Origin of the sequence: Nostoc sp. (assembly GCF_036917455.1) — a bacterium.
Classification (GTDB): domain Bacteria; phylum Cyanobacteriota; class Cyanobacteriia; order Cyanobacteriales; family Nostocaceae; genus Nostoc.
In genome coordinates, this window is sequence record NZ_JBALDK010000035.1 from 59,387 (window position 1) to 85,322 (window position 25,936).

Below are 25,936 nucleotides of genomic sequence, written 5' to 3' on the forward strand. Positions count from 1 at the left end.
GTTTCAAAAGTATAAATAGTTGTTAAGCTTTTATCCATTTCAACACATTGGGGTCTTTATCATATCGGTATGTAAAGCCATCCTTAGTAGTAATGAATTTTCCCAGACTAGCTTTGCTTCTAATAGTGTTAATAGGAGAGTCTGTTAATATATGCATTTCCTTATGAGAAAGTCCGCCAATCGTGCTTGCCACAAGAGATATTTCTGGTTGATTTCGGTCTTGATTATTGGGTAAAACATCTATTGTTACTTCAGCATTTTCGGGTGGATTTTTGACAATTTGGGTTACTTTTTGAAGCCGATAATCTTCTACAGTTACAAGTTGCCAACTAGAATCTTGTGATAATTCTAAAACCCATTGATGATAATTAAATAAACTTTCTCTATGTCCAACACTGATAAAAGTTGTTTTCGTTGATTGTAACTGTTGATATAAATTCCCTTCATTATTCAAATCTAAAGCACTTGTTGCTTCATCTAATATAGTAAAGCTAGGATGAGTAACTAATAATCGTGCGAATGCAAGACGCTGTTGTTCTCCCAACGAGAGTATATTCTCCCAAGAAACTTCAGTATCAAAACCATCTACTCGACTCAGCAAGTTTTGTAAGTTAACTTGTTGCAAAATTCCTTCAAGTTCTCGATCGCTCATTTTACGATTTGTTTGAGGATAGAGTAACTGTTCGCGCAAAGTTCCCAAAATTATATAAGGACGTTGGGGCAAAAACAATACTTCATCTAAGGGAGGTCGCACTAGACGACCATTTCCAGCATTCCACAAACCAGCGATCGCTCTCAACAGAGAACTCTTACCTCGACCACTCGGCCCAACAATCAATAAACCTTCTCCAGGCTGAACAGAAAGTGATAAATCTTCGACAATTACCTGCTCATAGTTTGGTGTTTGTAAGGTGACATGCTCGAAAGCAAGACGGTTTTCTTCTATAGTTTTAATCGTACTTACATTCTCTGGTTCTTTGGTTACAGCTTTTAACGCATCTGACAACTCACTTAAGCGATCAACGTAACTAGAAAATCTTCCAGAAGTTCCAAATTCATTGATTACTTCTGCCATAGCATTAGCAAACAGATTGCAAGCTAAACTAGCTTGACCAACTTCTCCAAAATCAATTTCATCTCTAATATATAAAGGGCCGAGTACTATAAAGGGAAATATTTGGATAACAGCCTGATATCCTCTGCTAAAAATATCTTTATTTCTCTCCCAATTAATCTTGCGTGTAGCACTTTTTAGAAGATTAGCAAATCGACGCTGAATTATATTTAATTCTTGTTTTTCTCCCTGAAAAAAAGCTATCGATTCAGCGTGATTCCGAACATGGGTTAGAGCATAAGCATAATCAGCTTTAAATTCAAGTTCCTCTTGATTAATCTTATTCAATTCTTGAGTCAAGTAAACAGCAATCACATTACCTACGATGGTATAAGCAACCAAAGCAACTGCGACAAATTGGGAAATTGACCAGAGAATTACTAAAAAAGTGATCATTTCCAGCGTTTTTTCTAGTAAAGTAGCTGAAAAATTGAGAGCGCTTCTGGTAATAGGTTCAATTTCTTGAGATAGACGTTGATCTGGGTTATCAATATCAGATTTAAAGTTGATTTTATAATAAGCTCGATTGCCGAAATATTTTTCTAAGGTGTGATTATTTAGCCATTCATACCAATCAAGAGCAATTTTTTTTCTGATAAATTTAGTAAATCCTACTAAGAGTGTTACGCAGACAAGAGCAGCACCATAAAGCGATACTGTCTCAACAAATTTATCAAAATTTTTCTCTTCAATAATGACATCGACCAAATAGCGACTAATGAAGCTATTAAAGGCTGTTACACCCACAAGCGCAATTATTAATAATATTAATAGGATGAGCATTCCCCATGCGCGAATTACATTTGAAAATACTCTTCCTTGTGCTTCAGTGGGATACCAGTAAGGCCCTGCGATCGCTCTTACATCTTCCCAAAATTGAGTAAAAGTTGAAATAAAAGAATCTTTCTTTAAGGGTTGATCGCGAAAAGTTTTGGATTGCATATCGTACTCCTATTTTGGTATTAATCTTTACCACGCTCCATCTGCGATCGCAAGCTGTAATTGTCTGGCTAAGATTTTTACATTGGGTTCATAAAGCATTCGACCGTGGTTTCCAGGTACTTCAATCACTCTAATCGGCTGTTGAGTATAGGCTTGCCATCCCCAATCGGGTAGATAGCAATCGGAAAAAGCTTGGAGTTCTTGCAAAACAATCTCCTGAACTTCTTGAGCGCGGAATAAAACAATGGGTGCAGAAATTGGATGATGAGGCTGATATTTAGCATAATTGAGCGTCAGCACTTTCATAACTTGCAGATTTGTTTTGAGTAAAGAGAGGGTTGAGTGTTCCGGTAAAACATTATGACGGTACAAATATTCTGCCGTCAGTTCCCATCTAGCTTGGTCATCAGTTTGAGCGGCTAAATCATCATATTGCAGACCTAAAGAGATTCCCTTCAAAGCTTCAATTCGTTGAATAGTTTGCCAAATCCAATCAAGGTCTGTTCTATCAGTAATATACTCAGAGCAAGAAACCAGTCCGGCATCAAAGATAGCTAGTAAACTAACTGTTTCACCTTGCTGTTCGAGTTGGGAAGCCATTTCAAAAGCAACGGCACCACCTGAAGAATATCCTGCCAGTATGTATGGACTTTTGGGTTGCTGTTGGCGTAATAGCTCAATCAGTTGACTAGCATGAAGCTCAACCGACTCAGGGAGCGCAGTAGAGCCATTTCTTCCTGGAGTTTCGAGTCCATACACTGGCCGTTCATTTGTGAAATTGATTGCTAAATCTCGAAAATAGAAGCTGTGTCCGTTTGCGCCGGGAAGACAAAATAGAGGGGTTGCATTTCCTAGAGTTTGAAGTACAAGTAAATCGGGATTTGACTGTTGAATCTCATTATTACTTAGTTGTTGTGCCAGTTCAGCAATAGTAGGATTCTGAAATAAACTACTTAAAGAAAGTTGTCGATCAAATACTTGTTGAATATTATTTAGCAGTTTTACCGCTAGTAAAGAATGTCCACCCAAGTCAAAGAAGTTATCATGAATTCCAATTTCTTGACATTCGAGAACAGCAGACCAAACCTTTGCTAGCTGTTGTTCAACTTTGTTGCGTGGGGGTTCATATAAGCCTTCGATCTCACCATTGGGAACGGGTAAAGCTTTTCGGTCAATTTTACCATTGGGAGTTAAAGGCAACTTATCTAGGACGATAATCTGAGCAGGTATCATGTAATCCGGCAGACGGGATTTGAGATCGTTTTTTAATTGGGTAGATAAATCACTAGTAATTCCGGTTATATATGCAATCAAACTTTGGTTTTTCTCAGTTTTATATAGAGTTATAATTGCTTCTTTAACTAAGGGATGTTGCAATAAAATTGATTCAATTTCACCGAGTTCAATCCGAAATCCTCGTAATTTAATCTGATCGTCAATGCGACCCAGGTACTCAAGATTACCATCCAAATTCCATCTTGCTAAATCACCAGTTTTGTAAATTCGTTCAGTTTTACCGAATAAGTTAACTTGAATAAACTTTTCAGAGGTTAAATCAGGGCGATTCAAATAGCCTCGTGCTAAACCCACTCCCGCGATGCACAATTCTCCTGGCATTCCTGGGGGCAATGGTTGGTTGTGAGCATCTAAAATGTAGATGCGGATATTAGATAATGGTTGCCCGATGGAAGGTTTTTTCCCATTCGGTTCACAATTAGCTATGGTGGCAATAACTGTCGATTCCGTTGGGCCGTAGCAATTAAAAAAATGTCGTCCTGTTCCCCATTGTGTCACCAATTCGGCTGGGCAAGCCTCACCACCAAGAATTATGGCTTGCAAATCAGGTAAGGTGGCTGGAGGTAATACAGATAAGGCGGAAGGAGATAATGCCAAATGGGAAATTTTGCAATTAGCTAACAAGTCAATTAAGGCTTGACTAGGTAACAAAGTTTCTTTCTGGGCTAAATACAAACAAGCACCTGCTCCCAAAGCAGTAGCAATTTCACCAATTGATAAATCAAAACTAAAAGAACCAAATTGAAGCCAGCGACTTTGGGGTTGAACTTGAAAAGTTTTCGCCCAACTCAAAGCTAGATTAACAATTCCTTGATGCTCAATCATCACCCCTTTAGGTTGTCCTGTGGAACCAGAAGTATAAATTATATAAGCTAAATTTTCAGACGTAATTTTCACATTTGGATTATCTATTAACGCCGAGCTAAAAGTTTCTTCATCTAAACAAATCACCTGATGGTTTAGTTCAACTAAAGGTAATTTTTCTTTGAGAAAACTTTGGGTCAGCAATAACGATATTCCAGAATCTTGTAGCATAAACCCAATACGCTCTTGTGGATAATTGGGGTCAATCGGCACATAAGCAGCACCCGCTTTAATGATACTGAGTACGCCAATAATCATTTCCAAAGACCGTTCAACGCAGATACCAATTAAGGTATCTGGCTGAATTTGGTAATTTTGAATTAGATAATGAGCGAGTTGGTTTGCTTTTTGATTAAGTTGTTGATAAGTTAGGCTTTGAGATTCAAATAGCAAAGCATGATGATCAGGAGTTTTGGCAACTTGAGCCTCAAACATATCAACTAAAGTTTGATTAAGGGGATAATCGGCTTGAGTTTGATTCCAGTTTTCTAGTTGTTCACGTTCAACTTCTGTGAGTAATGGTAGAGTTTTGATGAATTGCTGAGGTTTATCAATAATTCCCTTAAGCAAAACTTCAAACTGTTCCGCCATGCGTTGGATAGTACTTTTCTCAAAAAGATCGGTAGCGTATTCCCAAGAGCAATTTAACTGGTTATCAGATTCTATGACCAGAAGTGTGAGGTCAAACTTAGCAAACGGACAATTGAAATCGAGCCATTGAATCTCTAATCCTGGCAAATTTAGATCGGGACTTTCATTATTTTCTAGAGCTAACATTACCTGAAATAAAGGATTATGGCTCATACTGCGTTCTGGTTGTAACTTTTCTACCAGAAACTCAAAGGGAATATCTTGATGAGAGTATGCATCTAAACAAATTTGGCGAGTTTGTTGAAGCAACTCAATAAAGCTTTGCTCAGATTTGATGTGGTTACGCAGTACTAAAGTATTGACAAAAAAGCCAATTAATGATTCTGTTTGGCTATGGGTGCGGTTAGCAATGGGAGAACCAATACATAAGTCTTCTTGGCGACTGTAACGAGAAAGCAGAACATTCAAAGCTGCCAACAAAGTCATAAATAAGCTTATGCCTTGTTCTTGACTTAAGGCTTTAATACCAGCGCTTAATTCTGGTGTTAGGGAGTAGAGATAACGTGCGCCTCGGTAGCTTTGCAATGCTGGACGGGGATAATCGGTAGGTAACTCCAGTAATGGGGGAGCATCCTGAAGTTGATGTTTCCAGTAGTTAATTTGAGTTTCTAATACCTCACCTTGTAGCCAATTTCGTTGCCAGTTTGCGTAGTCGCTGTATTGAATGGGTAATAGTGCAAGACTTGGTGTCTGATTTTGGACAAAAGCGGTATAAGCTTGTCTGAACTCACGGACAAATACTCCCATTGACCAGCCATCACTGACAATGTGGTGCATATTAATTAGCAAAACATATTTTTGCTCTTTGATTTGCAGCAGTTTCGCTTTAAATAAAGGGCCAGTATTTAAGTCAAAGGGTTCTTGAACATGAACATCGATAAAATTTTGAATAGTTGAGGATTGGGGATATTCATCAAGATTTTGGTAGTCTTGTATCGCTAGAACTTCGATATTATCTAAATTTGCGTAGTTTACCGCCGCAGGCATCGCAACTTGGGGATTTACCGCCACTGTGGGAAAATACATCCGTAGGCTGGTATGACGGTTAAGCAGATAAGCAAAACTAGAGCGCAGGGCATCAATATTGAGGTTGCCGTCCAGTTGTAAAACCATCGGCATATTATAACTAGCTGACGGCCCTTGGAGTTGCGCTAAAAGCCAGAGGCGTTGTTGAGCAAATGAAAGATACTTTGGGGCATCATCTGGTAAGGCTGGGATTTCTTCGGCGATGGTAGTTGTAGCTTTGGCAGAATTTAAAAATGCTAATATATCTGCTTTGTTGGTTTGAATTTCTTGCTTGAGTTCAGAAGTGAGAGTGTTTTTATTAGTCCGAATTCGGAGCTTATCATCTTCAGCCCAAATTCGGCATCCTATATTCTGCAAACGTAGCATTAAACCAACAACTTGCTCATTTTTAGTCATATTTTTAATCGTACACAATCAAAATTGATTGTCAATTTTAGGAGGCGTATATTAACAGAAAATAGTAATAATCTGAAGGTTCTTACAACTTTTAACTTAACTTTGGTTTTGGACTGTAGGCGTAGATATCGCTTCCAATTCTACATTCTCATAAAGTTCGGTAAAAGGGGCAGTTAGGTTAATGCTTTTGAGTTCAAATGTTTGGTCATCAGGTGTATAAGTTTGTAGCACCCATAAGCCTTGATCGTTACGGCGAAAGGTTTCAACTCGTTTGTGTTTGCTGTTAACTAAAACATATTCCTCTAGGCTATCAAGGGTTTGATAGTCGTTGAATTTGTCGCCTCGGTCAAAGCCTTCGGTGGACTCGGATAGCACTTCGATAATAAGTTTAGGAAAGCGTTTATAATTCGGGGTTTCTCGGTCTTTAGGGTCACAGGTTACGATGAGATCGGGGTAATAAAAGCGGTTACGTTTTTCAAGTTGGGCTTTAATATCGGCAAAGTAAACTCGACAGTCTGCCCCTCGCAATTGATTACGAATCAGAAGAAATAGGTTTCCGGCAATAGTGTTATGGGTGTCAGTTGTTCCTGCCATTGCATAAACTTGACCATCGATATATTCGTGTTTAATGTTACTTTTTTCTTCTAGTTCTAGGTAGGCTTCGGGAGTGAGAAAAACGGAATCAGATAGGGCAATCATAGGTTAAATTAAAGATAATTTTTACTTGAAGATGTGTTTTAAGATGTGGTACTTTAAAATTCGATTTCCTCTTCGTCTGAGTTGAGAGACTGCATATTTTCGTCGGTGGAATTAACCCAAATGCAGGTATCAAGATAATTAGCTAATTCACTGAGGATAGGGAATTCAAATACCTTCCGCAGCGACAGTTCCACTTTGAATGTATCACGAATGCGGGCAATAAGTTGGGTTGCTAATAATGAATGTCCCCCTAAATTGAAGAAGTTATCTTGTCGAGCGATCGCTTCATATTTAAGCAGCTTTACCCACAATTCGGCAAGCAGTTTTTCTGTTGCTGTTATGGGTAATTCAATATTTGTTACTGCAAGTCCTGTGTCTGGCGCAGGTAAAGCTTTGTGGTCTACTTTACCATTTGGTGTTAATGGCAGTTGTTCTAAAACAGTGAAATGGCTAGGAATCATATAATCAGGGAGCGTTTTTTCCAGAAAATCCCGCCATTCAGCTAATAAGGTTTGATCGACTTGATTGCTACGATATTGTAATGGTTGTTTTGCATAATCTTGCCAAGGTTTCAGTTGCAAATTATCCCCTTGAGTAAATCGGGGTAATGTCACGTTCCCAAAAATATCTTGTTGAAAAATAACATGGTAATCGGAAAAAGCTGTGGGGCTATATTGGATAAAAGTCGTATAAGGCAAATTTCCTGCTAAAGTTCGGAATGCTTCGGGTTCTATGCCCGGTTTCGCTTGGGCAATTGCCGCTTTTAAATCTGCAACAGTACCATCTAATTGAGCAATTTCTTCTAAGAGAGTCATTTCTGAGGTGAGACGAGCATTAGGAATATTCTTGATACCTAACAAATCAGGTTGCTGAGTCGTTAAAATTTTCTCGATTGTTTCCAAATTCAGTTCTCCACCTTGCCAATCTAACCATTGAGGTGATGCGACAGGAATATCTACTCGATCCAAATGTAAAATAACGTCATAACGAAAACGGCTCATTTCCGTTTGGGCATAACCCCGTTGCAATTGAATTTGCAGATGGCTAATTCGTGGAAATCTTTGTTTTAAGGCGATAAAGAAATCAGGATCAATAAGTAACTCGCCTTCAGTGTTAATGCTTTTTTGAATCTGTTGGCGCAAGTCCTTGATTGATAACTCATCGGGGGCGCGATGAAACTCGACTGCGGTGTGGAAAGCTTTCAAGAGATGCAGATTTCGCACATCCCCAATAAAGATCGATCCTTGATTTGTCACAGCATTGATAGCCCCCTCCAATACTGACAAAAAGTAATCCAAGGAGGGAAAATACTGGATTACTGAATTCATGATTACCAAGTCATAAGCATTTGTTTCAATGCCGTCAAACTGATTTGCAGCACTAGCTTTTAAGCTAACTTTGTCTTCGAGAGATTGTTGTTTGAGATGTCGTTCAATATAGTGCAATGCTTCAGGTGAAAGATCCGTACCCAAGTATTGCTGACAATGAGGCGCAATTTTAAATAATAACAGCCCTGTTCCACAACCAATTTCCCAAATTCGTTGTGGTTGTAGTTCCAGAATTTGGGCAACTGTTGTATCTCGCCATTCTTGCATCGCCGCTTGGGGAATTGGTTTTCCTGTGTAGCTATCATTCCAGCCTGCTAGATTCAAAGTTGGATCTTCAGTTGGGGCTTCTTGCTGAGAGTAGCTATCATTAAAAACTTGCTGCCATAATTCAACCTGTTCAACTTGCAGACTTTTATCTTCCAGATCGTTATCTGTTGATGTGGGTACAATATAAGCTAGCAAGCGTTGAGCGATCGCACTTTCTCCTGCTAAAATCACAATTGCTTGCTGAATTTTGGGGTGTTGAGCTAATAAAGCTTCAATTTCACCCAATTCAATCCGAAAGCCCCGCAGTTTTACTTGGTTATCAATCCGCCCCAGATATTCTAAGTTCCCGTCTCGCAACCATCTTGCTAAATCCCCAGTTTTATAAACTCGTTCTTTTTCCCCAAATAATTCCAGTTCGATAAATTTTTCTGCTGTGAGTTCGGCGCGGTTTAGATAGCCACGGGCTAAACCAGCACCCGCAATACAAAGTTCGCCATGAATACCTGGAGGTAGAGGTTGATTTTGGTTGTCTAAAATGTAAATTCGTACATTGGCAATTGGTTGTCCAATCAATAAATCGCCTACTACATCCCTTTTTCCAGTTGCTTCATAGACACAACACCCCACAACTGCTTCTGTAGGGCCATATTCGTTAATCAAGCGGGTATCGGGGGCATGAGTCAGCCACGGTATTATTTGGTTAGCGTGTAATGCCTCACCACCTAAAATAAAGGCATTAACTCGATTTGGCATAGTAACTGCATCGAGTTGCTGATTTAAGATTTCCAAATGGGACGGTGTGATTTTGACAAGGGAGAGATGCTTATTCTGTTTGACGATGTTTGCTAAAGCTTCAATTTCTTGTTTTTCTTTCACCAAGGTGGTGGTACGCCCACAAATTAGAGGTAGAAAAAGGGAGGTAATGGTTGCATCAAAGCTCAGAGAAGACTGTACAGGTGTCCCTTGCCCTTGCGCTACTGCATAAAAGTCTTTTGCCCAGTGCAAATAGTTACTTAAACCACGGTGCAGTATTTCTACACCTTTTGGTTGCCCAGTAGAACCTGATGTATAAATTACATAAGCTAAATCATTTTGATTTTGGATTTTCGGGTTTTCTGTTCCCTGTTCCCTCTTCCCTGTTCCCTCTCGATCTAAATAGAGTACTTGGTATTGCCTGTCGCACTCTTTAATCGCTAATCTATCTTTAAGTTGACTATGAGTTAGCAAAACCCTTGCCCCACAGTCTTCCAGCATAAAACGAATCCGCTCTTGTGGGTAGTTGGGGTCAATTGGCACATAAGCCCCGCCCATTTTGAGAATACCAAACAAGCCAATGACCATCTCTAGCGATCGCTCCACACAAATCGCTATCAATGGATTATCGGGTAATTGTTGCTCTTTTTTAAGTTCTAATAGCGAATACGCCAGTTGATTAGCTTTTTGATTCAGTTCTTGATAACTCAGGCTGCAATCTTCAAACACCACGGCAATATTATCGGGGGTTTGTGCAACTTGTTCTTCAAACAAAGTTACGAGTGTCTGGTCTTGAAGATAATCAATGTTAGTTTGATTCCAAACTCGCAGTTGTTGAATTTCTGCTGTAGTCATCAAGGGCAGCTTACTAATCGGCTGTTGAGGATTTTCGGTAATTGCACCAAGCAAGACTTCAAAGTGTCCCGCCATGCGTTGAATGGTTTCTGCCTCAAATAAATCGGTGGCATATTCCCACATACAATGTAGTTGCTCGTCCCTTTCACAAAGATCCAGTGTCAAATCAAACTTGGCATAAGGATAACTTTGATTCAACCAGTGAATATCAAGCCCTGGTAGACTAACATTTGTCCCCGCCCCTTCGGTGTTTTGCAACACTATCATCACTTGGAATAAAGGGTTATGGCTGAGAGTGCGTTCTGGTTGTAACTGTTCTACCAAATACTCAAAGGGAATATCTTGATGAGCGTAGGCATCTAAGCAAGTTTGGCGCGTTTGTTGAAGTAACTCATTAAATCCTTGCTCTAGCTTGATTTTGCTCCGCAATACTAAGGTATTGACAAAAAAGCCAATTAGTGATTCTGTATAGCTATGAGTGCGGTTAGCGATCGCAGAACCAACACATAAATCCTCTTGACGGCTATAACGCGATAGCAAGATATTAAAAGCCGTCAACAAGGTCATAAATAAACTAACCCCGTATTTTTGACTCAAGATTTTGAGTTGTTGAGTCAGTTCTTTGCTCAAACGATATTCCTCGCGCCCACCTTGGTAACTTTGCTGCGCCGGACGGGGATAATCGGTAGGTAAATCCAGCAATCGGGGAGCATCGCCTAATTGTTGCTTCCAGTAATTTTCCTGACTTTCTAAAATCTCCCCTTGTAACCAACTGCGCTGCCAAGCTGCATAATCACTATATTGAATCGGCAATGGTGACAATTTTGGAGCATCCCCCGCAGCAAAAGCAGCATAAGCTTGTTCCCATTCGCGTTTAAATACCCCCATTGACCAGCCATCACTGATAATGTGGTGCATATTCAGCAGCAACACATTTTTTTGTTCGCTTAATTGCAGTAATGTTGCTTTGAAAAGAGGGCCAGCATTTAAGTCAAAGGGTTCTTGAGCGTGGTTATTTGATAACCTTTGTACGGTTTCTGCTTGAGTCTGAGGATCGAGTGACTGTAAATCTGCGTAGGCGCAGCCCGCCGCAGGCATCGCCAACACTTCAATATCTTCTAAATTTTGGACAACTACTTGCGCCTCTCCTTCCAAGACTGGAAAATATGTACGGAGAATGGAATGGCGATCGATGAGGTAATCAAAACTTGCCCGCAACGCATCTATATTTAACTTGCCTTCAAGTTGCAGAGCCGTTGACATATTGTAGGTAGCTGAGGTTCCAGTACCTTCAAGTTGGGCTAAAAACCAGAGTCTCGATTGGGCAAAAGAAAGAGTTTTAGGAGTATTTTCAGGTTGTGGTGTAATGGGAGGTAAAGCGATTCCTGAAGATGCTTTCTCAATTTCTGTTGCCAATTCAGATAAAACACTTTGCTCAAATATCTTGCGTACAGGTATTTCCACCCCAAAACTATCACGAATGCGGGTAACTAATTGAGTCGCCAATAGGGAATGTCCACCCAATTCAAAAAAGTTGTCTCGACGACCAACTGACTTAGCTTTTAAAAGACTTTGCCATAAAATAGCCAGAAGTTCTTCTGTTGGCGTAACAAGCATTTCAAAGTCATTGGAAGCGGCTGGATCTGGTGTTGGTAATGCTTTGCGATCTAATTTACCGTTAGGTGTAAGTGGCAGATGATCCAATACCATAATCTGGCTAGGAACCATATAATTTGGCAGACGAGTTTTCAGATAATCTTTAAGTTGACTCGCTAAATTGCTGGATTTTTCCTTTACCGTGACATAAGTTACTAACCTGGGATTATTATCAGTTTCATATAAAATTACAACGGCTTCTTTCACTGATTGATTTTGCAATAATAGCGATTCGATTTCACCCAATTCAACCCGAAAGCCCCGTAATTTAACTTGATCGTCAATGCGACCTAAATACTCAAGGTTGCCATCATCTGCCCATCTTGCCAAATCGCCAGTTTTGTAAATTCGCTCATTTTTGCCAAATAATTCAACTTCAATAAATTTTTCGGCGGTTAAATCGGGACGGTTGAGATAGCCTTTAGCTAAACCCACTCCAGCGATGCACAATTCACCAGGAAGTCCAGGCGGTAACGGTTGATGATGAGCATCTAAAATGTAGATGCTGTTATTAGCTATAGGTTGCCCAATGGAAGGTTTTTTCCCATTCGGTTCACAATTAGATATACTGGCGATAACGGTGGATTCCGTCGGCCCATAACAGTTGAAAAAACGTCGTTCGATGCCCCATTGTGTAACCAACTCGGCTGTACAAGCTTCACCACCAACAATTACAGCTTGCAAATCAGGTAATGAGGCTTGAGGTAATACAGATAAGGCGGAAGGAGGTAAAGTGAAATGGGAAATTTTGCGATCGCGCAATAAGTCAACTAAAGTTTGACTAGGTAACAAAGTTTCTTTATTGGCTAAATACAAACAAGCACCTGCGGATAAAGCAGTAGCAATTTCACCAATAGATAAATCGAAACTAAAAGATCCAAACTGAAGCCAACGGCTATTGTGTTGAACTTGAAAAGTTTCAGCCCAGGCTAAACTTAAATTGACAATTGCGCGATGCTCAATCATCACCCCTTTGGGTTGTCCTGTTGAACCAGAGGTATAAATTATATAAGCTAAATTATCAGGATTACTTTGAGTATTGGGATTATCTGTTAATGCCGAATTAAAAGTTTCTTTATCTAGACAAATAGTCTGATGTTTAAGTTTAGTTAAAGGTAATTGCTCTTTGAGGTGACTTTGGGTTAGCAACACCGATGTCCCAGAATCTCCTAACATGAACTCAATTCGTTCTTGAGGATAATTCGGATCGATCGGCACATAAGCTGCACCCGCTTTGAGGATACCGAGTACACCAATAATCATTTCTAAAGACCGTTCAACGCAGATACCAATTAAAGTGTCTGGCTGAATTTGATGATTTTGAATTAAATAATGAGCTAGTTGGTTTGCTTTTTGATTAAGTTGTTGATAAGTTAGGCTTTGAGATTCAAACACCAAAGCCAAATTATTAGGATTTTTCGCAATTTGAGCCTCAAATAAGTCAACCAAAGTTTGATTGTGAGGATAATCGGTTTCTGTTTGATTCCAGTTTTGTAGTTGTTGGCGTTCAACTTCTGTGAGTAACGGTAGAGTGTTAATTGGTTGTTGAGGATTATCAACAATTCCCTGAATCAAAACTGCAAAATTTCCTACCATCCGTTGAATAGTTGTAGCTGTAAACAAATCGGTGGCATATTCCCATTCTGTTGTTAATCCTTGGGGAGTTTCCCGAACCATTAGGGACAAATCAAACAGCGTTGTTGTGTTTTCCCATTTCAAGGGATTCAGGGTTAATTCAGGGATTTCTAGTATCTCTTGCGTTTCATTTTGCAAGCCAAAAGCCACTTGAAATATAGGATGAGAGGAGAGCGATCGCTCTAAACCCAATTCATCAACTAGCTTCTCAAAGGGTAAATCCTGATGGTCATAAGCATCTAGGGTTACTTGCTTCACCCGTTCGAGTAATTCTAAGAAGGTGGGATTCCCTTGCAAGTTGGTACGTAAAGCTAAGGTATTGACAAAAAAGCCAATTAATGGTTCTATTTGACGAAGGTTCCGATTAGCGATCGCAGAACCAACAACAATATCCTCCTGTCCACTGTAGCGCGAAAGTAACAGCACAAATGCTGTCAGTAAAGTCATAAACAGAGTTGTACCTGACTCCTGACTCAAACGCTTTAACTTCTGAGTTAAATCCTGATTGAGTGCGCCAAACTCGCTACGCCCACGATAGGTTTGAGTTGAAGGGCGGGGTTGGTTTGTGGGTAATTCTAACAGTGGCGGGATTCCAGCTAATTGTTTTTGCCAGTAATTGAGTTGCTTTTGGAGTACCTCTTTCTGTAAGTATTGTCTTTGCCAGTGAGCGAAATCGGCATATTGCAGCGATAATTCTGGTAAAGGAGAAGGTTTCCCAGCACAGAAGGCGGTATAAAGCGTGAATAATTCCCGGCGGAATATCTGCATTGACCAGCCATCACAAACGATATGATGAATGACGAGCAACAGTACATAAGATTGGTTACTCAATTGCAACAACTTTACCCGCAACAAAGGTGGGTTTGATAAATTAAAGGGTTGTTGTAATTCTTCTATTGCTAACTGCTGCGCTTTCTCTAACTGGTTTGCCTCAGTCAATTGTCGCCAATCTAACACTTGCATCGTCAACTTGGGATTGGCATGAATTACCTGTATTGGCGAAGCATCCACAACACAAAAACTAGAGCGTAATACTTCATGACGTTGAACAATTACTGTAATAGCTTGTTCTAAAACTGCTATCTGAAGACATCCGCTAATTTGCAAGAAAAACGGGACATTGTATACACAATTTTCGCCTTCTAGTTGATCGATAAACCATAATCTTTGTTGAGCAAAAGAGAGGGGAAGGGTTTTTTCTCTCGATATGGGTGTTAGAGGCGGAGTTCGCTTACCATTATTTTGTGAAGATTGCTGTTGCTTTTTCAGTTGTTGTAGAACTAATTCTCGCTTTTCTGGAGAAAGGGATTCTAGACGTTTTAGTATATCGCTCATAATAATTCGTAATTCGTAATTAAAAACAGGCTTTGTGAATTTTTGCGGATTTGAGAAAATATTAAATTATTATTTAAGGAAGTAATTTTTGCGTTATTTGTTCTTCTGATAATTCGTCAATTTCTGATAAAATCTGTGCTAGGGCATCGTCTTCTGCTTGTTCGATTTGTTGAGCAATTACTTTTTGAGAGAGTTCTGCAATGGTTGGATTTTCAAATAGATAACGCAGAGGGAAATCTAGAGAAAAGGCTTCTCTCAATCGGGAAATTACTTGAGTCGCTAATAAAGAATGTCCTCCCAACTCGAAGAAGTTATCGTGAATCCCAATTTCTTTTAATCGCAGAATTTCAGTCCAAATCGTGGCTAATTCTTGTTCGGTAGGTGTGTAAGGAGCAACAAAATCAACTCCTACAGTTCTTTGGGAAGTATCTGGAACAGGTAAAGCACGACGATTAATCTTAGCATTAGGTGTTAAAGGTAATGCTTCCAGAAATACGAACGCCGTGGGAATCATGTAATCAGGCAGATGTTTCTTGAGGAAGTTTCGCAAACTACTAGGCGTTGGTTGATTATCTTTAGTAACGAGATAAGCCACTAAATACTTGTTACCTGGTTCATCTTCCCGCACAATAACAACAACTTGTTTGATGTCAGTATATTGAGTTAAAAATCCTTCGATTTCTGTTAATTCAATGCGAAACCCGCGAATTTTCACCTGTGAATCAATTCGTCCCAGAAATTCCAGATTTCCATCAGGGAGACGGCGGACTAAATCTCCAGTTTTGTAAAGTATATCTCCCTCAATAAAAGGACTAGCAATAAATTTTTCACGAGTTAATGTTGGTTGATTTAAGTAACCTCTAGCAACACTTGCCCCACCTATATAAAGTTCTCCAGGGCATCCAATCAGAACTCGGTGTAAATCTCCATCAAGTAAGTAAACTTTCCTATCGCCTATGGGTTTACCAATAGGGATAGAATGAACATTTTTAGCAAGTTGTTTGGGAATTGGATAACAAGAGGTAAATACTGTACATTCTGAAGGGCCATAAGCATGAATAATTTGCGTTTCTGGTAATAATTTTAAGGCGCAATGAACATGAGGTACAGAAACAGATTCTCCCCCGAATAGCAGTTGTTTAACCCCTAACAATCCCTCTGGCATGGTGTCAATCATCAGATTGAAAAGGGCGGTAGTTAGAAATAGGATGTTAACCTTTTGTTCTTGGATAATTTTGCTTAACTTCTCAGGTGTGGGAATTTTGTCTGGGTAAAGCACACAACGCCCACCATAAAGCAAAGGCGGCCAAAGTTCTAGAGTCAATGCATCCCATGAAATTGATGAATGTTGCAGCCAAATTTGCTTTGCATCAAGGTGAATGTAATCAACCCCAAACATAAAACCAATAAAGCTACGATGGGGAACTTCTGTTCCTTTTGGTCTGCCCGTCGAGCCAGAGGTATAAATTATATAAGCTAAGTTTTCTGGATTAACTTTGCTTGACAAATTATCTTCTTTATGTAAAGAAATTATTGGCCAATCTGAGTCCAGATTAACCACAATTTGGTTATGGATGGGGAGAGCATCGCACAAATGAGTTTGTGTTAGTAAGATGGGTGTCTGCACATCTGCCATCATGAACGCCAATCTTTCGGAAGGATAAGCAGGATCTAGCGGTACATAAGCCCCACCCGCTTTAAGGATAGCCAGTATCCCTATCACCATTAAAAGCGATCGCTCGACACAAATTCCCACCCGTACTTCTGGTTTAACTCCCAGTGCTTGTGAATAATGGGCTAATTGATTGGCGCGGTTATTCAACTCCCGATAAGTTAAATGTTCTTTTTCATATACAACTGCGACTGCATCAGGGGTTTTTTCTACCTGTTCTTCAAATAAAATATGAAGACATTTATATTCAATATAATCTATATTTTGATGATTCTCTTGCAGCACTAATTCTTCTTCTTCGGCTGCATTGAGTAAGGAAATTTGAGAAATATCTTGTTGTAAATTAGCTGCCATCCCTGCTAACAGTGTTTGGAAATGCCCAATCATGCGGGCAATTGTCTGTTGCTCAAAACGTTTGGTATCATAAACAATCCTTCCAGATAATTGTGATTGAGGATTTACAACCACCGTTAGAGGATAATTTGTCCGTTCAAAACAGCAGATATCACTAATTTCTAAAGCTTGTTTAGTTTTTTGTTCGGCAGAATCTAACGGATAGTTTTCAAATACTAGAATACTTTCAAACAATGGCATTCCGGCAGGAACATCACTTATTTTTTGAATTTCTGCTAGAGAAAAATAAGCATATTGTTCTTGTTCAAATTGTTGAGTTTGTAACTGCTTAAGCCAGGATAATAATTCTGTTTTTCCATCGACTTGTAAACGGATGGGGAGAGTGTTGATAAATAACCCCACCATCGAGTCTACATTTTCAAAATTTGGTGGACGGCCGGATACAGTTGCACCAAAAACCACATCACTTTCTCCACTGTAGCGGGAAAGTAATAACCCCCAAGCACCTTGCACCAAATTATTCAAAGTTAAATGGTGTAGTCGAGCAGCATATTGCAACTTTTCAGTTACCGTTTGAGATAACTCGAAATGTTTCTCATTATATGTTTGCTGTCCCCTATTCCCTATTCCCTGTTCCCTATTTCCAATTAAGATAGGAACTTCAAACCCCTGAAGAGTTTGTTGCCAAAAGTTTTTTGCTTGAGCAATATCCTGTTCTTGCAACCAATGAATATAATCTCGATAAGGACGACAAGGTTTAAGGCGTAAAGATTCACCTTGATGATTAGCCTCATAGAAAGCTAAAACTTCTTTCAAGATAATCTGCATCGACCAGCCATCAAAAAGGATATGATGATGACTCCAAATAAATTGATAAGTCTGTTTTTCTAGATAAATCAGAGTGAAGCGCATTAAGGGAGATTCAGCCAGATCCAATCCTTTTTGGCGATCGCATTTCAGAAAATCCGCTAGATGTTCTTGTTGTTCATCGGCTGTGAAATTACGCCAATCCAGTACTTCCCACGGGAGATCCACTTGCTTGCTCACCATTTGCAAGGGCTTTTCTATCTCTTCCCAATAAAAAGAACTGCGTAAAACTGGATGTCTAGCCACAACCTGGTTCCAAGCTTGCTGGAACGCAGAAAAATTTAACTCTCCAAAGAGAGTACAAAGCAACTGCTCAAAATAAACTTCCGATTCTGGCGCATAAAGGGTATGAAACAACATCCCCTGCTGCATAGGCGAAAGTTCATAAAGATCGTCGATGTTGTTCATGGGAATTGGGGATTGGCGATTGGGGACTGGGGACTGGGGACTGGGAATTGGGAACTGAGAATTGGGAATTAAGGAGAAATAATCAGTCACAAATGATAAATGACAAATGACTACTTCGTTTTATTTTTATTGACTTTAGCCAAGAATTTATCAAGCTGTTTCTGATTGAGTTTAGCGGCTACAAAGTCTGAAGGTGTATAGCCTTGAGACTCTTTCAACTGACAGTGAGTAATTATATTTTTTAATGCTTCAATAAACCCAAAAGCCAAACGTTCAATCGTAGCTTTGTGATGAACTCGATCGCTATAAGCCCAAGTCATCTCTAGCTTACCGCCGCGAATGAATCCGCTTATTCCTAATAGATGGCTGCGCTTACCAATTGCACTTTGTTGCGCTTTCATTTCTTTAACTAAACCCAACACCTCGGAAGCTTCAAGCACCCGATCAAACTGCCCAAGGTAGTTAAAACTAACTTGCGCTTTCTTGGAAAGTTGATCCTCTTGGGTAGAACCCAAGCCCGCACTTTCCGCTTGAGGTAGCGCTTGTAATTTGACATTATCCCGCCGCAAATAACGCAACACTCCATAACCAATACCTCGGTTGGGAATGCGCCGCAGTTGTTCTTTGACTAACTTTAAAGCCTCTCCAGGATGCTCAATTTCTTCTAGCTGTAACCGAACCGGGAATAAAGTGGTAAACCAGCCAACAGTACGCGACAAATCTACATCTTCAAATAAATCTTCCCTTCCATGACCTTCTAAGTCAACCAGTAGTGAATTTTCTCCTGTCCATTGGGCAAAGCTTTGCACTAAAGCTGTTAGCAATACATCATTAATTTGAGTGTTGTAGACAGAGGGGACATCTTGCAAAAGGGCGCGGGTTTGTTCTTCAGTTAAAGCAAGGGATACAGAAGCGGCTGAAGCGATTGTGTTGTCGTCAGATGCAGGATAGTCTTCTGGTAGTGGAGTAACTTGAAAACTAGATTCACTTAGCCAGTAATCTAACTCAGTAGCGATCGCATCTGATTGGGCATATTCTACCAAGCGATCGCTCCAATATTGAAAGGAAGTTGTCTTGGCTGGTAATTTAATCGCTTCGCCACGGCTAATTTGTTGGTAAGCTGTAGCCAAATCTTCTAGCAAAATCCGCCACGAAATACCATCTACCGCTAAATGATGGATGATAAATAGTAACCAACCAGGTCGATTGTTGCCTAATTGAAATAGTGTTACTTGTGCGATCGCCCCAGTAGATAAATTCAGACTAGCTTGGAATTCAGCATCGGCAGCTTTCATTGCTGTTTGCTGTTCTTCTGCTGAGAGGTGCGACAAATTGATTACGCTAAATGGCACTATTTCCTGGGGAACAGCGTTAAACTGCTGCCAGTTTTTCATTTTTTGCACAAACCGCGATTCTCCGCTTGGGAGACGTGCAAAGCGCGATCGCAAAGCATCATGATGCAGTAACAATTGTTGCACAACTTTCTGTAATAACCCTGGTTGCAAGTTTGGTGACACTTCTAGTAACACTGACTGGTTAAAGTAATCAGGTTCCGGCAATTTCTGCTCGAAAAACCAATGTTGGATGGGTGTCAGCGCCACTTCGCCAGTAACTAATCCTTGTTCAGCTTTAACTTGGCGAGTCATACCCGCCACAGCAGCTAACTCAGCAATAGTTTGGTATTTAAATAGCTGTCTGGGAGCAATTTGAATTCCCGCTTGCTGGGCATGAGAAATTACCTGAATGCTGAGAATCGAATCTCCACCCAGTTCAAAGAAGTTATCATGGATGCCAACTTGCTCTAGTCGTAAGATTTCTGACCAAATCGCCGCTAATCTCTCTTCTATCAGGGTTTGAGGAGCAACAAAGTTATCTTTATCTTCTGCATTCCGAGAAAGATCGGGGGCTGGTAAAGCGCGGTAGTCTACTTTGCAGTTGAATGTCATCGGTAGCGCCTCTAGCAGCACGAAAGCCGAGGGAACCATATAATTCGGCAGTTTCTCCTTGAGGAAATCGCGCAGTTCATCGGTATTTGGTTGCTGTTCGTGCGGAACAACATAAGCCACAAGGCGCTTTTGTCCAGGGATGTCTTCACGGGCAATCACGACAGTCTGAAACACCTGTGGATGTTGGCGTAACACTGTCTCAATTTCTCCTAACTCAATGCGGAAACCGCGAATCTTTACCTGATCGTCAACTCTACCGAGATATTCTAGGTTGCCATCTGCGCGAAATCGTGCTAAATCCCCAGTTTTGTAGAGGCGATCCAATTTTGGACTTTGGATAAATTTCTCTGCGGTGAGTTCAGGACGTTGCCAATATCCTCTAGCTAAACCTGCTCCACCAATGTGCAGTTCTCCAGGAACTCCGATTGGTACTGGTTGCAGATATTGATCTAAAACATAAACCTGAACATTGCTAATGGGTCGTCCAATGCTAACAGAGGTGGCTGCTGGGGTTAAGCAATCTAAAGTGGTTACAACCGTTGCTTCCGTTGGGCCGTAACTATTAAATAATTGCGGTGGCTGATAAAAATGAGCAATACTACTGTGCCAGTGCTTCACTTTTTCTAGTTGAGCTTCTTCTCCCCCAATAATCACAACCCTGAGATTTTCAGGAATTCGGGAGTCTTCAAGAGTAAGTTCTGCTACTAATTGATGCCAGTACGCTGTGGGAAGATCCAAAACAGTCAACTGCCATTCTCGGCAACATCGCCAAAACTCATCGCTAGAGTGCAGTATCTGTTCGGTACGTAGTACTAATGTTGCACCGACCAAAAGACAAGGAAAGATTTCTTCAATGGATGTATCAAAGCAAATTGACGCAAATTGGAGAATATTATCGCCTGCATTAATTCCATATTTATCGGTGGCGGTGATAACGAAATTTATTAGCGATCGCTGTTCAAGCATTACCCCTTTCGGTTTTCCCGTAGAACCAGAGGTATAAATAATATAGGCGAGGTTGTCAAGTTTAACGTCACAAATTGGATTGCTTGTATTTTGTTGAGCAATTATTCCCCAGTCGCTATCTAAACAGATTGTTTTGCCAGGATAATCTGCTAATTTGTCCTGAAATCTTTCTTGAGTCAGCAAAATACCTAATTGCGTATCTTCAAGAATGTCAGCTAATCGCTCTTTGGGATAGGCAGGATCGAGGGGAACATAAGCACCCCCGGCTTTGAGAATAGCAAGCAAGGCCACAATCCTGTCTAGGAAACAATCAATGCAGATACCAACCAGCGTTTCTGCTTTGACTCCCAAACTTTGGAGATAGTGGGCTAATTGATTGGCGCGATCGCTCAATTCGCGGTAAGTTAACTTTTGACCTTCTTGCTGAATAGCCACAGCATGGGGAGTTAACTCCACCTGAGCCGCAAATAACTCATGCACACATTTAGTTGAGGAATACTCCCGGTGAGTTTGATTCCATTCCACCAATAATTGCTGCTGAGTCTGCGTTAGTAATGGTAATTCGGAAATTCGCTGCTCTGAATTTGCTACAATTCCTTCTAGTAATATTTGATACTGCTCTAGCATTTGTTGGATTGTGGCAGCATCAAAAAGATCGCTATTGTATTCTAAAACTAGAGTGATTCCTTTTGCTCCCCTTTTAGCACCATTCTGCACGCTTTGTTCAAAACGCGGTATGACGAGGAAATCTAGATCAAATTTTGCAGATTTATTACTGAGCGGTTCATACAAGCTGATGTCCAAACCGGGGAGACTCAAATCTGGCATAGCGGAATCATGGAAGCTGAACATCACTTGAAACAGGGGATTGTAACTCAAGTTGCGTACTGGCTTGAGAACGTCTACCACTTTATCAAAGGGTAAGTCCTCATTAGCGTAGGCTTCGAGTGTCACTTGACGCACTCGATCGAGTAATTTCCGAAATGTGGGATTCCCTGACAAATCGGTGCGTAACACCAAGTTATTGACAATCATGCCAATTAACTTTTCGATCTCCTGCATCCGTCGATTGGCAACAGCAGTTCCGATGCTAATATCATCTTGCTTAGTGTATCTGTGCAAGATAACTAAAAAAGCTCCCAGCATCGTCATAAATAAAGTTGCACCGGCTTGCCGACTCAGAACTCTCAGGGATTCGCACAAATCGCTGGGAAGTTCCATTCTGACTTGATCGCCATTGTAAGTTTGCTCCATCGGTCGCGGGCGATCGTATGGTAATTCCAACAGAGGCGAACTACCTGATAACTTTTGTTGCCAATAGGTTAATTGGGCTTGGGCTTCTGCGGTATTCACCCATTCACGCTGCCAATGGGCAAAGTCTGCAAATTGCAAGCATGGTTCAGTTAGTGGGGAAGGTTTACCCGCACAGAAGGCTGGATAGAGTTCTAGCAACTCACCCAAAAACACATTGAATGACCAACCATCATGAGCCATGTGATGCTCAATATGGATCAATTGATGTTCTTGTTCGCTCAACTTCAATAAAACCCACCTCACCAGGGGTAGTTGATTCATATCCAAGGGCTGCTGCACTTCTGCCTCACATAGCTTTTCAGCCTCGGCTTCTTGCTCAAATTCCGGGAATGCCTGGAGGTCAATTACTTTAAAACTAATTGGTTGGTGTGGGTTAATAACTTGAAATAGCCTACCATTTATTGCCGGATAAGTCGTGCGGAAGATTTCATGACGCTGCACAATTTCATCGAGACATTGGTGTAAGACTGTGACATCAAGCTGCCCTCGAAATAGTATCTTTGCCTGGAATTGGTAAGCACTATTTTCCGGCGCTAATTGCTGGATGAAGTACACTCGCTCTTGAGCAAAGGAAACTGGCAATAGTCCTTGATGGGGAATTCGTTCTATGGCTAGACGTTGCCTCTGTTGTTCTTTGTTACCTTGGGTGAGCAGTTGAGCTAAACTTGCGATCGTGGGGTTTTCAAAGATTTGCCCAAAGGATAACTCGACTGGGAAAACTTCGCGCACGCGAGAAAGCATCTGAGTTGCAATTAGCGAATGACCACCCAGGTAGAAAAAATTATCATTGATTCCAATAAGATCGAGTCCTAGTAATTCAGCCCAAATTGCAGCTAACTTTTCTTCAATTGGGTTACGAGGTGCAACAAAGCTTTCTTCGAGATCGGGGCGGGTGCGATCGCAACCTGGAAGATTTCGCCGATCGACTTTACCATTAGGAGTAAGGGGCAAAGAATCGAGAATCACAAAGACTGCTGGTATCATGTAGTGGGGCAGTTTTTCTTGAAGAAAGCCTTTGAGGGTAGTGACGCTCAGATCGAGTTTTTGGTTAGGAACAATATAGGCAACAAGGCGCTTATCGCCAGGGATGTCTTCACGGGTAATTACTATAGCCTGTTGTACATCCGAATGTTGACTCAAAAGCGCCTCAATTTCTCCAAGTTCAATACGAAAGCCGCGAATCTTCACTTGATTATCAATTCGCCCAATAAACTCAATATTGCCATCTGCTAAGAAGCGGGCTAAATCGCCAGTCTTGTATAACCTGCTGCTTCCTTCTTCCTCAAACGGATTAGGGATAAATTTTTCCTCGGTTAATTCTGGACGATTCAAATAGCCTCGGGCCAAGCCGTCGCCACCAATATACAATTCACCAGGAGTACCAACAGCAACTGGTTGAAGTTTAGAATCTAGTATATAAATTTGTGTATTGGAAATTGGGCGACCAATGGGCACATTTCTAGTCCCTTCTGGAATATCTCGCACTAAATAACAACAAGCAAATGTTGTGCTTTCAGTCGGCCCGTAAACGTGCAGTAATCTCTGTGGCGCTCCATTCCTCAAAACTACTTTCACTGATTTTGGATCTACAGCCTCGCCTCCAAATAATAAGTATTGTAGGTTTTTAAATACTTGGGGAGCAAAGCTAGCTAACTGATTAAATAAGGCTGTAGTCAAGAATAATACGCTAATCCCTTGTTCGCGGATGTATGTTGCAAAGTTCTGCGGCGAAAGCACAACATCTTGAGGAATTATTACCAGCCTAGCCCCATGCAGGAGAGATCCCCAGATTTCAAATGTAGCTGCGTCAAATGAAGTATTTGAAGCTTGAGCAACACGATTCCTAGGCACAAAGTTGACGTAGTTAGTGTTGCATACTAGCCGATTTACAGCCCGATGCGGCACAGCTACTCCTTTCGGTGTTCCTGTAGAACCAGAGGTGTAGATAATATAAGCTAAGTTATCAGACGTGACATTGCTATTAACATTTTCTTGGCTATGTTGGTTAATCAATTCTCTGCTTGTATCCAGACAAACCAACTTCGCCCCGCTTGCTGTTAACCCTTCAACAAATTTTTCTTGAGTTAACACCACCTGGACTTGCGAATCTGAGAGCATGAACGATAGGCGCTCTTTGGGATAGGTTGGATCTAGGGGTACATAAGCTCCACCCGCTTTGAGGATACCCAACATTCCTACGATGGTTTCTAAGGAGCGCTCAACGCAAATCCCTACCAGTACCTCTGGTTTTACACCCAAACTTTGTAGATAATGTGCTATTTCATTGGCTTGGTAGTTCAACTCTTGATAAGTTAGTTGTTGCTCTTTGAAGACAACAGCGATACTGTCTGGAGTTTTTTCTACTTCTGCCTCAAATAACTGATGTATACATAGATGTTTGGGGTAATCTATTCTAGTATCATTCCATTCAACTAATATTTTGTGTAATTCTTGCTCAGTTAAATCAGAATTATTAATAGACTGAGTAGATTTGATGATAATTTCTTCCATAAACTTAGTATATAAATTGTGATATTACCCTAATAGTCTATTTAGATGATTTGAAGTTATGTCCTTATAGGGTTTAATTCGTTGAAATTGTACTCAAAAATGATCAAATAGAGTTAGATTAAGATACTCTTCCCTGCAATAAACCCTTGAAAATGAGGTAAAACAGGTTTAAATAATCCTTTTTTTAGGAAGTTTGGAAGAAATATTAACCGAACCGAATTTAGAGGTCATCTTCTTTAATTGACAGCAATTTAGTGCTTACTAAATCCTGTCACCAAAAGGAAATAATCCTTTAACTTAGTGGCATTCTATCAGGATTTAACTGAATGCAATAAGTAAGTGTAAGTGGGTCAAATTAAATATCAAACCTCACCCTGCCTCTAGCTTCCCTCTCCAAATCTGGATTTCTCACCACATCTCGATTAAGCCTATGCTTGAGCAGAGGAGCAGAGGAGCAGAGGAGCAGAGGAGCAGAGGAGCAGGGGAGAGTTCAAATACCAAGTTCTTTCCCCTCTGCCTATCCTTCCCTTCAAGCTTGTGAGAAATGCGGGCAAAGTATCAAAGAGGGATTGAGGGTGAGGTTTGATCTTATATTTAATTACGTCTACCTACTTAGTGAAATTATTCATCCACAATTTCAACTGTTTTTGGTTGATTAAACTCTTCGGTATCAATAATCACTTCTGGGCTAAGTTCATTTTTCAATTTCAGTTTTAGCTCCTCTGAAATGGGTAAATCTTTAATTTCTTTGAGGAGATATCTCACTGATTCGGTTTTGCTCCGTTCTGCATAAATGGCCTTAAGAATAGCTTCAATTCCATATCCCGCTACAGTATCTCCTAGAACGGTTATTAGACCAAGCAATCCTATACCTCCGACGATGCCAAATGGCCCTCCCAAGGCTGTGATGGCAGCTGCAATAGCCGCAGAACTGCCTCCTGATGCGACTGTCAAAACCACGAGAATTACACCAGGAAGACCCAGACCAGCCAACTTTTTAACAATTTCGTCCATTGTAATTACCTAAAATCCTTATAATGTTGGTTAATAGATGACTAAGGGTAAAAGATAGAGTCTTTGT

General features: G+C 40.5%; 7 protein-coding genes. All 7 read right to left on the bottom strand.

Going from position 1 to position 25,936, the window contains the following annotated elements; all coding sequences use genetic code 11:
• Positions 1 to 22: 22 nt before the first annotated feature.
• The 7 genes from V7K42_RS03655 to V7K42_RS03685 all read right to left on the bottom strand — a co-directional run bounded on the left by V7K42_RS03655 (position 23) and on the right by V7K42_RS03685 (position 25,869).
• Positions 23 to 2,056 (bottom strand): ABC transporter ATP-binding protein/permease, encoded by a 2,034-nt coding sequence (locus V7K42_RS03655; RefSeq protein WP_334913633.1) that lies wholly within the window; start codon positions 2,054 to 2,056, stop codon positions 23 to 25.
• A gap of 27 nt (positions 2,057 to 2,083) precedes the next feature.
• Positions 2,084 to 6,289, bottom strand: a complete 4,206-nt coding sequence (locus V7K42_RS03660; protein ID WP_334913635.1) for a non-ribosomal peptide synthetase — start codon at positions 6,287 to 6,289, stop codon at positions 2,084 to 2,086.
• A gap of 96 nt (positions 6,290 to 6,385) precedes the next feature.
• Complete coding sequence (locus V7K42_RS03665) at positions 6,386 to 6,988, bottom strand: Uma2 family endonuclease (RefSeq protein WP_334913637.1); 603 nt, start codon at positions 6,986 to 6,988, stop codon at positions 6,386 to 6,388.
• A 53-nt stretch (positions 6,989 to 7,041) separates the two neighbouring features.
• Positions 7,042 to 14,817: an amino acid adenylation domain-containing protein gene (locus V7K42_RS03670; protein ID WP_334913639.1), complete on the bottom strand. Its 7,776-nt coding sequence runs from the start codon at positions 14,815 to 14,817 to the stop codon at positions 7,042 to 7,044.
• 73 nt (positions 14,818 to 14,890) lie between these two features.
• On the bottom strand, positions 14,891 to 18,118 hold the full coding sequence (locus V7K42_RS03675; RefSeq protein ID WP_442938518.1) for an amino acid adenylation domain-containing protein: 3,228 nt from the start codon (positions 18,116 to 18,118) through the stop codon (positions 14,891 to 14,893).
• A 110-nt stretch (positions 18,119 to 18,228) separates the two neighbouring features.
• The gene (locus V7K42_RS03680) at positions 18,229 to 24,855 is read right to left on the bottom strand and encodes an amino acid adenylation domain-containing protein (RefSeq protein ID WP_334913643.1); all 6,627 of its coding nucleotides are present in this window, start codon (positions 24,853 to 24,855) and stop codon (positions 18,229 to 18,231) included.
• A 621-nt stretch (positions 24,856 to 25,476) separates the two neighbouring features.
• Entirely contained in the window at positions 25,477 to 25,869 is a 393-nt protein-coding gene (locus tag V7K42_RS03685; RefSeq protein ID WP_334913644.1) for a hypothetical protein, read from the bottom strand.
• Positions 25,870 to 25,936 lie beyond the last annotated feature (67 nt).

Coding starts and splice junctions, on each gene's coding strand:
- V7K42_RS03655 (WP_334913633.1), bottom strand. CDS start 2,056: ATGCAATCCAAAACTTTTCGCGATCAACCCTTAAAGAAAGATTCTTTT.
- V7K42_RS03660 (WP_334913635.1), bottom strand. CDS start 6,289: ATGACTAAAAATGAGCAAGTTGTTGGTTTAATGCTACGTTTGCAGAAT.
- V7K42_RS03665 (WP_334913637.1), bottom strand. CDS start 6,988: ATGATTGCCCTATCTGATTCCGTTTTTCTCACTCCCGAAGCCTACCTA.
- V7K42_RS03670 (WP_334913639.1), bottom strand. CDS start 14,817: ATGAGCGATATACTAAAACGTCTAGAATCCCTTTCTCCAGAAAAGCGA.
- V7K42_RS03675 (WP_442938518.1), bottom strand. CDS start 18,118: ATGAACAACATCGACGATCTTTATGAACTTTCGCCTATGCAGCAGGGG.
- V7K42_RS03680 (WP_334913643.1), bottom strand. CDS start 24,855: ATGGAAGAAATTATCATCAAATCTACTCAGTCTATTAATAATTCTGAT.
- V7K42_RS03685 (WP_334913644.1), bottom strand. CDS start 25,869: ATGGACGAAATTGTTAAAAAGTTGGCTGGTCTGGGTCTTCCTGGTGTA.